General features: G+C 61.8%; 9 protein-coding genes. 8 read left to right on the forward strand and 1 reads right to left on the reverse strand.

The window, feature by feature from the left end; all coding sequences use genetic code 11:
• Positions 1-21 precede the first annotated feature (21 nt).
• The 8 genes from ACI3L3_RS01200 to ACI3L3_RS01235 all read left to right on the forward strand — a co-directional run bounded on the left by ACI3L3_RS01200 (position 22) and on the right by ACI3L3_RS01235 (position 9224).
• The gene (locus ACI3L3_RS01200; RefSeq protein ID WP_404843260.1) at positions 22-1089 is read left to right on the forward strand and encodes a BMP family ABC transporter substrate-binding protein; all 1068 of its coding nucleotides are present in this window, start codon (positions 22-24) and stop codon (positions 1087-1089) included.
• 17 nt (positions 1090-1106) lie between these two features.
• The gene (locus ACI3L3_RS01205; RefSeq protein ID WP_404843261.1) at positions 1107-2177 is read left to right on the forward strand and encodes an ABC transporter permease; all 1071 of its coding nucleotides are present in this window, start codon (positions 1107-1109) and stop codon (positions 2175-2177) included.
• Positions 2177-3103 (forward strand): ABC transporter permease, encoded by a 927-nt coding sequence (locus ACI3L3_RS01210; RefSeq protein WP_404843262.1) that lies wholly within the window; start codon positions 2177-2179, stop codon positions 3101-3103. The genes ACI3L3_RS01205 and ACI3L3_RS01210 overlap by 1 nt, the downstream gene beginning before the upstream one ends.
• Positions 3104-3109: 6 nt before the next feature.
• Positions 3110-4612, forward strand: a complete 1503-nt coding sequence (locus tag ACI3L3_RS01215) for an ABC transporter ATP-binding protein (RefSeq protein WP_404843263.1) — start codon at positions 3110-3112, stop codon at positions 4610-4612.
• 189 nt (positions 4613-4801) lie between these two features.
• The gene (locus ACI3L3_RS01220) at positions 4802-6550 is read left to right on the forward strand and encodes an ARMT1-like domain-containing protein (protein ID WP_404843264.1); all 1749 of its coding nucleotides are present in this window, start codon (positions 4802-4804) and stop codon (positions 6548-6550) included.
• A gap of 164 nt (positions 6551-6714) precedes the next feature.
• A complete protein-coding gene (gene nth / locus ACI3L3_RS01225; RefSeq protein WP_404843265.1) occupies positions 6715-7353 on the forward strand; it encodes an endonuclease III in 639 nt (212 codons plus the stop codon).
• Positions 7353-8501, forward strand: coding sequence for a tRNA guanosine(34) transglycosylase Tgt (gene tgt / locus ACI3L3_RS01230; RefSeq protein WP_404843266.1), 1149 nt, complete (start codon positions 7353-7355; stop codon positions 8499-8501). Before nth ends, tgt begins: the two co-directional genes overlap by 1 nt.
• Before the next feature lie 240 nt (positions 8502-8741).
• The gene (locus ACI3L3_RS01235; protein WP_404843267.1) at positions 8742-9224 is read left to right on the forward strand and encodes a GNAT family N-acetyltransferase; all 483 of its coding nucleotides are present in this window, start codon (positions 8742-8744) and stop codon (positions 9222-9224) included.
• 910 nt (positions 9225-10134) lie between these two features.
• Here ACI3L3_RS01235 and ACI3L3_RS01240 read toward each other — a convergent pair.
• Positions 10135-12807 (reverse strand): PEP/pyruvate-binding domain-containing protein, encoded by a 2673-nt coding sequence (locus ACI3L3_RS01240; RefSeq protein WP_404843268.1) that lies wholly within the window; start codon positions 12805-12807, stop codon positions 10135-10137.
• Between the last annotated feature and the right edge of the window lie 62 nt (positions 12808-12869).

Consider the following 12869-nt stretch of genomic DNA (forward strand, 5'->3'; position numbering starts at 1 on the left):
GAACTCTGCGGAGGAGGAAGGATGCGCAAGTTCTGGTATCTCGTATTGCTGGCTGCCATGGTTGCCGTACCGGCCATGAGCGCCACGGCCCACGCCAAAGACATGAAGGTGGGCTTTGTCTACGTCTCTCCCATCGGTGACGCGGGCTATTCCTACGCTCACGACCTTGGCCGTCAGGCCGTGGAAGAAATGCCGGGCGTAACCACGTCCTACGTTGAGTCCGTTGCCGAAGGCCCGGACGCCGAACGCGTTGTGCTGAACATGGCGCGCAAGGGCTACGACCTCATCTTCGCCACCAGCTTCGGCTACATGGATTCCGTGCTCAAGGTTGCCAAGCGCTTCCCCAACGTGGAGTTCATGCACTGCTCCGGCTACAAGACCAACAAGAACATGAGCGCCTACTTCGGCCGCATGTATCAGGCCCGCTACCTTGCAGGCATGGTCGCCGGTTCCATGACCAAGTCCAACACCCTCGGCTACGTTGGCGCCTTCCCCATTCCTGAGGTGATCCGCGGCATCAACGCCTTCGCCCTTGGCGCGCAGGCCGTGAACCCGGACGCCGAAGTCCGCGTGGTCTGGTCCAAGACCTGGTACGACCCCGCAACCGAAAAGGAAGCCGCCAAGAGCCTGCTGGACGTTGGCTGTGACGTCATCGCCCAGCACCAGGACTCCCCGGCTCCGCAGGAGGCCGCTCAGGAACGTGGCGTGTACTCCATCGGCTACAACACCGACATGTCCCAGTTTGCCCCCAATGCCCACCTGACCGCCGCCGTGTGGAACTGGACCGACTTCTACACCGAAGTTGTGGACAAGGTCCGCAAGGGCGAGTGGAAGAGCGGCAGCTACTGGATGGGCATGGACAAAGGCACCATCGGTCTTGCCCCCTACGGCAAGATGGTTCCCCAGTCCGTGCGCGACAAAGTGGACGCCCGCAAGAAGGACATCCACGACGGTGCGTTTAAAGTCTTTACCGGTCCCATCACTGACCAGAAAGGTGCAGAGCGCATCCCGGCAGGCAAGGTTGCCACCGACGAAGAGCTCCTCGGCATGACCTGGTTCGTGAAGGGTGTCATCGGCACCACCGAATAGCCAAAAAGAATACGGAAATGTTCGGACTACATGTCGTAAAAAGACAGGAGCCTCCCCGGTGGGGCTCCTTTTTCATTTACCCGGCAGCCATTGTGATCTCCCTTGGGATCAGTTGCCTGCTGTTGGCCGCACAGGGCAAGCCGCCGATCACTGGCATGATTATGCTGTGGCAGGGGGCCTTTGGCGCGGGCTACGCCATTGAGGACACCATCCTCAAGACGGTGCCCATCTTCCTGTGCTCCCTTGGCGTTGCCATCACCTTCCGCATGCAGGTGTGGAACATCGGCGCCGAGGGCCAGTTCGCCCTTGGTGCGGTGGGCGCGGCGTGGGCCGCCCTCACCTTTCCGGGGCTGCCCGGATGGCAGCTTATGCCGCTGATGTTCCTGTCCTCCGCCGTTGCCGGCGCGGTGTGGGGCATCATCCCCGCCCTGCTCAAGCTGCGCCTGCAGGTGAACGAGATCATCACCACCTTGATGCTCAACTACATCGGCATCCTGATTTTGCAGTATCTCGTGTACGGCCCGTGGAAGGCCGCCGCCAGCTTTGGCTTCCCCATGACGGACGAGTTCCCCGGCGCGGCCATCGTTGCCGCCATGCCGGGAACCAGACTGCACTGGGGCGTCATTATCTGCATTATCGCGGGCATTTTGATGTCCATCTTCCTCACCCGGTCGCGCCTTGGCTTTGAGCTGAAGGCCAGCGGAGAGAGCCTTGGCACCGCGCGCTATGCCCGCATGCCCTACGGCTTTTTGGTGGTGATGGTGATGGGCGTGTGCGGCGCACTGGCGGGCTGGGCAGGCCTGCTGGAGACCTCCGCCGTTGTGGGCCGCCTGCAGCCCTCCATCATGGTGGGCTATGGCTACACCGCCATTGTTGTGGCGTGGCTGGCCCGGCTGAAGCCGTGGGCCATTGGCCTTGCGTCCATCTTTTTGGCCGCCCTGCGCGTTGGCACCGAGAACCTGATGCTGGAGCTTCAGGTCCCCGCAGCCTTCGGGCACATCATGGAAGGCCTTATTCTGGTGACGGTCATCGCGGGGCAGTTCTTCTTGGCCTACGCCATCACTGTCCGCTCTCGGGAGGTGTCCTGATGGGTCCTGAAATGATCATCCCCCTGCTGGCTGCAGCAGTGCAGTCCGGCACGCCGGTGCTTTTTGCCACCCTTGGCGAAATGTTCACCGAGCGCTCCGGCGTCCTGAACCTTGGCGTTGAGGGCATGATGATGGTGGGCGCGCTGGCCGCATTCCTCACCGCCAAATTCACCGGCTCGCCGTGGCTGGGCCTTATGGCCGGCGGCGCGGCGGCTGCGGCGCTGGGCGGCATCCACGCACTGGTGTGCCTTGAATTCCTTGGCAACCAGACGGTGTCGGGCCTTGCGCTGACCATCCTTGGCACCGGCCTTGCCAACTACCTCGGTACGCCCTTTATCGGCCAAAACGCACCGGGCTTCTACGCCTTTGACGTGCCCGTGCTGTCGGCCATCCCCATGCTGGGCGATATTTTCTTTAAACAGGACGCCATGGTCTACCTGTCCTACTGTGCTCCGCTGCTGTTCTGGTTCTTCTGGCACAGAACGCGCACGGGCATGGCGCTGACCGCCACGGGCGAGTACCCCAAGGCCGCGGCGGCCGCGGGTCTCAATCCGGTGGGCCTGCGCTGGGTCGGCGTGCTGGTGGGCGGATTTTTGGTGGGGCTTGGCGGGGCGTATCTGTCCCTGGCCTACACCCACCTGTGGACCAACGGTATGAGCGCAGGACGCGGCTGGATTGCCGTTGCGCTGGTCATTTTCGCCTTTTGGCGTCCGGGCCGCGCCGTGTTTGGCGCGTACCTGTTCGGCGGCGTTATGGCCTTTCAGCTCCGGCTGCAGGCCACGGGCACCAACCTGCCCTCGTCCTTGCTCTTGATGCTGCCCTACGCCCTGACCATCTTTGTGTTGCTGTTCTCCGCCATGCGCGGCAAGGGCAAAAGCTCCGCCGCTCCCGCCGCCCTTGGCGTTAACATTGAGCCGGAAGGATAGACCGCGATGACCACGCAAACCACACCCAGCACCCATCCGCTGGTCCGGCTTGAGGGCATCTGTAAATCCTTCGGGCCGGTGAAGGCGAATCAGGATATCTCTCTGGACATCCACCCCGGACGCATCCTTGCCCTGCTGGGCGAGAATGGCGCGGGCAAGTCCACGCTGATGAACATGCTCTCCGGGCGCTTCAAGCCCAACGCGGGCACCATCCACGTAGACGGCACGCCCTGCGAGTTCAACTCCTCCAAGGACGCCATCGACGCGGGCGTGGGCATGGTCTACCAGCACTTTATGCTGGTGAACTCCATGACCGTGACCCAAAACGTCCTGCTGGGGCAGGAGGACTCGTTCATCCTGCACCCCAAGCAGATGCAGCGCCGCGTGGGCGAGCTTGCCAAGCAGTTCAACCTGCGCATCGACCCCGCCGCACTGGTGGCGGACCTGTCCATGGGCGAGCGCCAACGCGTGGAGATTTTAAAGCTCCTCATGCGCGACAGCCGCGTGCTCATCTTTGACGAGCCAACCGCAGTGCTCACCCCCACGGAAACGCCCCAGCTCTTCGACGCCATGCGCGAGATGACGCGTCAGGGCAAGGCCGTGGTCTTCATCAGCCACAAGATGGAAGAAATCATGGACATTGCGGACGATGTCGCCATCCTGCGGCGCGGACGCATTGTGGACTCCATGAAGAAGACCGACATCACCAGCACCGAGGAGCTCGCCAGCCGCATGGTCGGGCGCGAGGTTATCCTTGAGATTGAAAAAGCCCCCGCCCCCAAGGGCAAGGCTGTGCTGGAAATTGACGGACTGTCCGGCAATGGGCTGAAGGATATCTCCCTCACCCTCACACGCGGCGAAATCGTCGCCATTGTGGGCGTGGCGGGCAACGGACAGAAGGCCCTTGTGCAGACCGTGACGGGCCAACGCGCGCCCGAATCCGGCAGTGTGCGCCTTCTGGGCAAGGAGTGGAAAAACTTCTACACCCGTACCCCGTGGAAGAACACCATCAGCTACATCCCCGAGGACCGTTTGGGCCTTGGCACCTGCCCGGAGCTGGACCTTATCGACAACGTCCTGCTCACCACGCGTCAGGCATTCGCGCCGGGGCTGTTCCTTGACAAAAAGCGCGCCTTTGGCGCGGTCAAAAGCATCATCCGCCGCTACCACGTGCAGCCGCCCATCCCGGAAATCCGCGCGCGGCAGCTTTCCGGCGGCAACCTGCAAAAGCTCGTCCTCGGGCGCGAATTCTTCCGCCAGCCCAAGATCATTGTGGCCGAGCAGCCCAGTCAGGGCCTTGATATCTCCGCCACGGAGGAAGTCTGGCACCGCCTGCTCAACGCGCGCATGAAGTCCGGCGTTCTGCTCATCACCGGCGACCTGAACGAAGCCTTCCAGCTTGCGGACCGCGTTGCCGTCATGTTTGAAGGCCGCTTCATGGACGTGTTCGACATGTCGGACACCGCCAAGGTGGACCGCATCGGCCAGATGATGGCCGGCATGCAGTAGCCAGCGCGCCGACTCCCGCTTTCCCCACGCCGCCGCCCTTTCCGGGTGGCGGCGTTTTTGTTGTGCGCAGGCAGCACCGCCGCGCCACCGTCACCGTCCCGACACGGAAAATTCTCCTGCCTACAGGGTTCATGTCCGGCCCGTTTCTTTGTATGCTCCATAAAACCACCCAGATAAAAAGGGAGTGTAATGCAGGATATACAGGACACAACGACCAATTCGTTTCGTTTCGGCCAGTCAGCCCGCCTTGATGCATGGCTCTTGCACTTTCTCACTGAAAACGACCTTGAATACTCCATCCATCCGCACAAGAATGCGTCCGGAGAGCAGCTTCGATTTATGGTCCATCTGGACGAGGGGCAGGTGTTTTTGCCCTGTTCGGACAAGCTCGTCCCGCATCTGTTAAGCTCGCGCATGAATGACGAGCTGGGGCGGCGCTATAACGCAAAGTGGTGCGCCCTTGTGGACCTTGTGCGCGGATACGTGCCGGACCGCTACATTCGAAAGCGCATCCTGCACCTGTGCCGCCACAAATTCCGGCAGATTCAGGCCTCGCCCATCATTATTCCCTCGCGCATGATGAAACGCTTTATCACCATCTTCATGACGCAGTCCGGCATCATGGACCCCTACCGCGGGCGCAAGGCGCGCTACAACAGGCAAGCCTTGGAAGCCATTGAATCCCCGGAAATCGACCGCCTCCTCAACATCTGCCCGGAGGAGCGCATGGTCTGCCGCCGCCTGCGGGACCTACGCTTTGAGCTGGATATGCTGGAGCTGGAGCGCCTGATTATTCTGTCCACCGTGTCGGGCATCTGGACCGACGTGTACTATCAGGCCGCCTTAGAACGCATGACCTCCAGCGACCTCGCCTCGCCCGCGGCCATGCAATGTCTGGAGCAGGTGTTCCGCAACGGCAAACAGGCCCCGAAGAAAATCCTCTACCTGCCAAACACCTCAGGCGGCATCATCTTTGACCTGCTCATCATCCGCGCCCTTATGCGGCAAGGCCACCGCATTGTCCTCGCCGTCAAAGAGGGCTTCCACTTCGAGAGTGCCTCGTTTTGGGATTGGGAACACGACCCCTCCCTTGCCAGGGCCCTTGAGGGCGCGCACTTCCTGCAGGACAGCGAAATCAGCAAAAACGCCCTGCTGGCCGAACAGCGCATGCACCCGCTGGTGGTCATCTCCGACGGCACGCGCGAGGACCTGAACCTCTACCGCACGTCCGTCACCTTCGCCCGCGCGTGGAAGGAGGCCGACCTCATCATGGCCACAGGCAACCAGCACTACCGCCGCCTCATCGACACCAGCACCACCTTTACGCGGGATATCCTGTGCTGGGGCCGCGACGAGGAAGGCACCTTTAAAATCAACCTTAAGCGCCGCCCCGAAAGCATTATCACCTTCTCGGAGAAGGACCTGCAGGCCAAAGCCGACGAAATCATCGCCGAAATGCGCGTCGCCCACGCCGAGGGCAAAAGCGTCATGTTCTACAGCGCCATCATCGGCTCCCTGCCTGGGCAGGTGACCACCGCCATCAAGGTTGTGGACACCTTTGTGCGCCATCTGCGCCAGCGACTGGAAAATACCTACATCATCAACCCCGCCGAGCACTTTGAAGAAGGCATGGACGCCGACGACCTCATGTACATGTGGGAAAAGGTGCAGCGCAGCGGCATGCTTGACGTGTGGCGCTTTCAGACCGTGTCCGACATTGAGCGCAGCTTTGAGCTCATGGGCATGCGCGTGCCCCCCATCTGGGCGGGCAAGGACTCCACCTTCTCCACCGGCTGCACCAAAGAGATGCGCATCGCCCTCGACATGCAGCGCAAGAATCCGGAAATGCAAATCATCGGCCCCGCCGCGGAGCGCTTCTTCCGCCGCAGCGAGTACGGCGTCGGCAAATTCAGCGACGCCGTACTGGATAACGTGTAATGTCCACGCGGCGGACGGCGCGTGCTCTCCCGCCTCACTCCATAAGCGCCGCATCCCCACCCGCGCCGGGGCCGCGCGCAACACGGCGCTGGAAAATTTCGGCCGAATCCGCTACACGCTCTGTGCGCGCCCCGCGCGAGAATCACACCACCGAAGAGGCTTCCATGACCACGAAAGAACGCGCCCTCATCATTTATGACAGACTTTCCGAACGCTTTCCGGCTCCGGAGTCGGACCTAACGTGGACAACGGCGTGGGAGCTGATGGTCGCCACGGTCCTCGCCGCGCAGTGCACCGACGCCCGGGTGAACAAAGTGACGCCCGTGCTCTTCGGCCGCTGGCCCGGCCCCGCTGAAATGGCCACAGCCGACGTTGCGGAGGTGGAAGAGGTGGTCCGCTCCACGGGCTTTTACCGCAACAAGGCCAAAAACCTCGTTGCCGCCGGTCGCCTCATCATGGACCAGCACGGCGGCGACGTGCCCCGCACTATGGCGGAACTGGTCAAGGTGCCCGGCGTGGCGCGCAAAACGGCAAACATCGTCCTCTCGAACGCCTATGGCATTCACGAGGGCGTGGCCGTGGATACCCATGTGAAGCGCTTGTCCTTCCGCATGGGGCTGACAACCTCCACCAACGTCAGCGTCATTGAAAAAGACCTTATGAAGCTGTTCCCCCGCGAAACATGGGGGGATGTGAACCACAGGCTGGTTCTGTTCGGCCGCGCGGTCTGCAACGCCCGCAGCCCCCGCTGCGCCGAATGCGAACTCGCCGATATCTGCCCCAAAGAAGGCGTCACGTCATAATGACTCATCAGCATATCATCGACCAACTTACCGCACCCGGCGACTTCCGCGTCGCCGCTACCGAAGGCAAGGCGCGTCAGGGCTACCTGATGACCGCCCACGGTCTGGTAAAGACCCCCGTCTTCATGCCCGTCGGCACCGTCGGCAGCGTCAAAGCCGTGGACCCGCGCGACCTGCACGACATCGGCGCGCAGATTATCCTCGGCAACACCTATCATCTGTACCTGCGCCCCGGTGACGAACTGGTGGCCCGCCGCGGCGGCCTGCATGAGTTCAACCGCTGGGACGGCCCCATCCTCACGGACTCCGGCGGCTTTCAGGTGTTCAGCCTCAGCGGCCTGCGCAAAATCACCGACGACGGCGTGGAATTCCGCTCGCACATCGACGGCTCCAAGCATTTCTTCACGCCCGAGAAGGCCATCTCCATCCAGCAGAACCTTGGCTCGGACATCATGATGTGCTTCGACGAATGCGCCGCCTACGGCGCAACCCGCGAGTACACCGAAAAGGCCCTCAATCTCACCACCAAGTGGGCCCGCCGCTGCCGCGAATTTCACGAGCCCGGCCACAAGGGCCAGATTATGTTCGGCATCACGCAGGGCGGCTTCTTCAAGGACCTGCGCGAACGCAGCATCGAAGAGCTTACCCAGATGCCCTTTGAAGGCTTCGCCCTCGGCGGACTTTCCGTCGGTGAACCCAAAAACGAAATGCTGGACATTTTGCGCCACAGCGCGCCCCTGCTTCCGCAGGACAAGCCGCGCTACCTCATGGGCGTGGGCACGCCGCTGGATATTCTGGACGGCATCGAGGCCGGCATTGATATGTTCGACTGCGTGCTGCCCAGCCGCAACGCCCGAAACGGCACGCTGTTTACCTCCATGGGCAAAGTGAACATCAAGCGCGCCGAATTCAAAGAAGACGACAGCCCCCTTGACCCCAATTGCGATTGCTACACCTGCCGCACCTTCTCCAAGGCCTATCTGCGGCACCTGTACACCGCCAAAGAGCTGCTGTCCGCGCGCCTGAACACCATTCACAACCTCGCCTACTTCCTCAAGCTGACCCAGCAGGCCCGTCAGGCCATTCGCGAGTCGCGCTTTGCTTCCTTCAAGGCCGAAGTGGAAGCCGTATACGGAAAAAACGGCTGATTTCACCACAGTTTTCTCTACCAGACACCACACATACCAACGCCCACCCGGAGCATCCGGGTGGGCGTTGTCTCTTATTAAACACCATACGGCTTATGCAAAAGTGTGGTGTTGTTCTACGTACTGGACATATCATACGTTTTTGTTCTTGAACTGGACGCTACGCAGTCAATGTGCATAAGATGCCCCATCGCCATCACGACTGTTCCTGACGGCAACGCGGCACAAGGAGAGAACACAATGCCCGGAAGCTCCATACTGTATCGTACCGGCGGCTCGGAACTGCTTAAAGCCATCCGCCCCCTGTGGGAAATGAACTTTACGCAGGACGGCCCCTCCGCCGACGACCTCGCCAACGCCTTCCCCCCCGAGGAACTCGCCGACCTGCGCGCCCTGCTCGCCAGCAAGCCCGGCTCCTCGCGCCTGCGCGTTACCCTCGCGCTGGACCAAGACAACGGCGAGCTGGCAGGCTTCTGCCTCAGCACAGGCGTCCCCCGCCAAACCGGCGAAATCAACTGTCTGTTCGTGTTCCCCGAATACCGCGAGTGCGGCATCGCCGAAGGACTCATGCGCGACGCCACGCAATGGCTCGACGACATGGGCGTGCAAAAACGCTCCCGCCAACTCGGCGCAGACCGCGACCGTGACTACCGCTTCTACAGCGACTTCGGATTTCTGCCACGAAATATCGTGCACGAAGAACACGGCCTCATGGCCCAATAGGATGGACGTGGCACCACGTTAGGTTAGGGTGGGGCCACACGAAATATCGCCTCCGGCGAGGGAGGGGGGGCGAAGAGCGTTTTTTCGCCTCCGGCGGGGTGTTTTTGCCTCCGGCGGGTTAAGGGCCGTGGGCCCTTAACAATCCCGTTTATACGCCAGTTTATCGTTCCAGACGTACGGCCTCTATCTGGCCCCGGCACTGGAGTCGCACCCACGCGGGCAACTGCCCAGCCCTTTCAGCACAGCCCCACCCCACTTTTTTCGGTCTGTCCCCAGACCGAAAAACCTCGGGATTCTTAAGGGCCCGCGGCCCTTAAGTCACCGAAGGTATCCTCTTGACCCCAGCATTACGACCCGGCCCAGCAAAAAAGGATATTGCTCCGCAGGGTTAAGGGCCGAGGGCCCTTAACGATCCCGTTTATACGCCAGTTTATCGTTCCAGACGTACAGCCTCTCTCTGGCCCCGGCACTGGAGTCGCACCCACGCGGGCAACTGCCCAGCCCTTTCAGCACAGCCCCACCCCCCTTTTTTCGGTCTGTCCCCAGACCGAAAAACCTCGGGATTCTTAAGGGCCCGCGGCCCTTAAGTCACCGAAGGTATCCTCTTGACCCTAGCATCACGACCCGGCCCAGCAAAAAGGATATTGCTCCGCAGGGTTAAGGGCCGTGGGCCCTTAACGATCCCGTTTATACGCCAGTTTATCGTTCCAGACGTACGGCCTCTCTCTGGCCCCGGCACTGGAGCCGTACCCACGCGGGCAACTGCCCAGCCCTTTCAGCACAGCCCCACCCCACTTTTTTCGGTCTGTCCCCAGACCGAAAACCTCGGGATTCTTAAGGGCCCGCGGCCCTTAAGTCACCGAAGGTATCCTCTTGACCCCAGCATTACGACCCCGTCGGCCAAACAGCATCACGACCCGGCCTCTCCCGACAGCTCCTCGTCTTCTTCGGGGTTGCGGCATTCGCTGCCTTCGCCGATGAGGGCTTCGATATCGGCCATGATGCGTGTGCGGTGCTGCCACGTAGCGGCTTGGTCGGCCATGATCATGTCGAGTTGGCGGGTGTGCATGGTGAGATAGCCCATGACTTTGAGGCGCTCGCACATGGCGGGCCTTGGGAATCCTTCGAAGCGGGCAAAGACGCTGTCGCCGCGAACGTTCACGTAGAACCCGATTTCTTCGAGAATGCCGCCGATGAAGACGGCGCGGCGGCGGCGACGCTCGAAGTCGGCGGCGCCCCCGGCGAAGCGGAAATTGACGTAGTTGCGCTCGGGATGGTCGCTGACGAGGGCTTCGACGGTGGAGAAGTGGAAGCCGAAACGCGATTGCAGATTGCAGTACTCCTTGGAGATGAGGAAGTAGTTGCGGTTGGCGAACTTGGACTGCAGCGCCGGATGCAGGGCAGGATTGGTTGTGGCTTCGGCCACGATGGACATGAAGCCCTTGGCGTTAATTTTCGGGGGGCCTTCCCACGGTATGGCGCTGATGCCCTCCCACAGCGCGAGCATGGGCACGGAGGCAATGTTGGCGATGCGCACAAAGGGGCTTTTTTCCTCACGAAACAAGCCATCCTCAAGATCAACCACCCAAAACTGCGTGGGCGCGCCGCGGCTGACAAGCTGCATGCTGCCGCACTCACGGAAGTCGCGGTTGAGGTTGAGGTCAAACATCTCCTGCACGCCTTTTTCGTGACAGTAGCGGGTGATGTCGTGCAGCGTTTCGATGTTGCGGATGCGAAAGCCCGGTGCGTCGGGGTCCAAAAGGTTGAGGGGGCAAATGTGGCGGCTTGCGCCTTCGAGAAGCTCGCGCACGGGGCTGCCTTCCATGAGGTCCGGGCGCGGCTGCCCACGTGAGACAAGTTCTTCGACGCAGCCGGGGTAGACGACACAGGCGTCGGCGTCCACGGTGACCACTTGCCCGGCGGGCAAACTCTCAAGGGCGCCGGTGATTCCTGTGATGGCGGGCACGCCAAACTCGCGCGCCACGTTGGCGAGATGCCCGGTCACACTTCCCTGCTCCGTCACGACGGCGGAACACCAGTTGAGCAGCGACGCCCACTTGGGCAGGGAGAGGCGCGTGACAAGGACGGAACCGGGCGGAAACTGCAGGGCGTCGGCGTCACGCTCCACGACAAACACCGGGCCGCAGCCCACACCGGGGCTGGCGGTTGCGCCGCCGTAGGCAATGGGGTCGCCATAGCGGCCAGATTCATCCTTGGCGTGCGGCTCGCCGATGTCGCGGCGGGCAAGGGGACGGCACTGCAGAATGTACAGGTCCCCCTGCTTGTCCAGCGCCCACTCAATATCCTGCGGGCCGCCGTAATAGCGCTCCAACTGCACGGCCATGGCGGCAAGCTTGAGGGCCTGCTCGTTGGTGATGGAAGGCTGATCGGCCTTTTCGGGGTCCTGCTGCATGAGCACAACGCCCTCATCCTTGCGGGAGATGTACAGCTCCGGCTTGCGGGCCACCCAGCTTTCGCGCACGGTCATCTTGCTGATGTCGCGGCTGCGGTCACGGGCCACCACAAAGCGGTCCGGCGTACCGCCGCCATCCACAACAAGCTTGGGAAGTCCCCAGACGGAGTTGATGACCACGGCGTCGTCGCGCACGTTGACGGGACTGCGGGAATACATGACGCCGCCGGCCACGGACTCCACCATGACCATACCGCCAACGCACATGGCGACATCATCGTCGGGGATGCCGCGTGTCAGACGGTAGGTGAGCGCGGGCAACCCATAAAGGCTGGCGACGACTTCCTTGTAGGCCTCGGGGAGGTACTCCCGGTCCACGTTGAGAATGGTGCGGAACTGCCCGGCAAAGGATGTACCCGTGGCGTCCTCGCCCAGCGCGCTGGACCGGAGGGACACATGCACCCGCGCGCCGTAGTCCGCTTGCAGGCGGTCGTACTCGCGCAGGAGGGCGTCGGCGAGGTCCTGCGGCACCGGAGTTTCCTGAATTTTTTGCTGAATGGACGCGGACAGCTCGAAGCGCTGGCTCATGTCGTCCACATCTGTAGACGTGAGCATACGGTTAATGTCGTCCAAAAGGCCATCCTGCGCCATAAAGCTGTCAAAAGCGCGGGTGGTGGCGACAAAGCCCGGCGGAACGGGCAAACCGATACGCGACTTCATCTCGCCGATGTTGGCCATCTTGCTGCCCACGGCGTCGGCGAAGGATTTGTCCACCTCGTAGAGGGGGATGACAAGGGGCGTGTCCGGGCGCTCCTTGGAGGAATCGAGCAGGGCATTGACGGCGCTTTGAATCTCCTCAAAGCGCTCGAAAAGGCGGGTGTACTTGCCTGGGGCGATGCCGTCGAGATGCTGAATAATGCTGTACACATTTACCAGCACCGCCGAGCAGGACGAACGGATAAACGACGTGCCGAACACGCGCCCGCCGCGGAGCAGGTCCTCCATCTCGCTCATCAGCTCAAGGGCCTTGGAATTGGCCGAAAGCAGCATGCGGAAATGATGGTGCTGGGCACTACACGCGGCGCGCAGTTCCTCCAGCTGTTCCGGGGTTGGGCCTTCGTCGCGCTTAATGCCGACGAGACGGTCAATCACCTTGCGAAGCCAAGCCATCTGCACTCTTTCCGTTAGGGATTGTTGTCATTTTTCAAAGCCAAAGAAGGAGCGTACCGCTC

Source organism: Desulfobaculum sp. SPO524, from assembly GCF_044987625.1.
Taxonomy (GTDB): domain Bacteria; phylum Desulfobacterota; class Desulfovibrionia; order Desulfovibrionales; family Desulfovibrionaceae; genus Desulfobaculum.

Excerpts from the sequence above, each read along its gene's own strand:
- tgt (WP_404843266.1), top strand. The coding sequence starts at position 7,353 with ATGACTCATCAGCATATCATCGACCAACTTACCGCACCCGGCGACTTC.
- ACI3L3_RS01205 (WP_404843261.1), top strand. The coding sequence starts at position 1,107 with ATGTTCGGACTACATGTCGTAAAAAGACAGGAGCCTCCCCGGTGGGGC.
- ACI3L3_RS01200 (WP_404843260.1), top strand. The coding sequence starts at position 22 with ATGCGCAAGTTCTGGTATCTCGTATTGCTGGCTGCCATGGTTGCCGTA.
- ACI3L3_RS01215 (WP_404843263.1), top strand. The coding sequence starts at position 3,110 with ATGACCACGCAAACCACACCCAGCACCCATCCGCTGGTCCGGCTTGAG.
- ACI3L3_RS01220 (WP_404843264.1), top strand. The coding sequence starts at position 4,802 with ATGCAGGATATACAGGACACAACGACCAATTCGTTTCGTTTCGGCCAG.
- nth (WP_404843265.1), top strand. The coding sequence starts at position 6,715 with ATGACCACGAAAGAACGCGCCCTCATCATTTATGACAGACTTTCCGAA.
- ACI3L3_RS01235 (WP_404843267.1), top strand. The coding sequence starts at position 8,742 with ATGCCCGGAAGCTCCATACTGTATCGTACCGGCGGCTCGGAACTGCTT.
- ACI3L3_RS01210 (WP_404843262.1), top strand. The coding sequence starts at position 2,177 with ATGGGTCCTGAAATGATCATCCCCCTGCTGGCTGCAGCAGTGCAGTCC.
- ACI3L3_RS01240 (WP_404843268.1), bottom strand. The coding sequence starts at position 12,807 with ATGGCTTGGCTTCGCAAGGTGATTGACCGTCTCGTCGGCATTAAGCGC.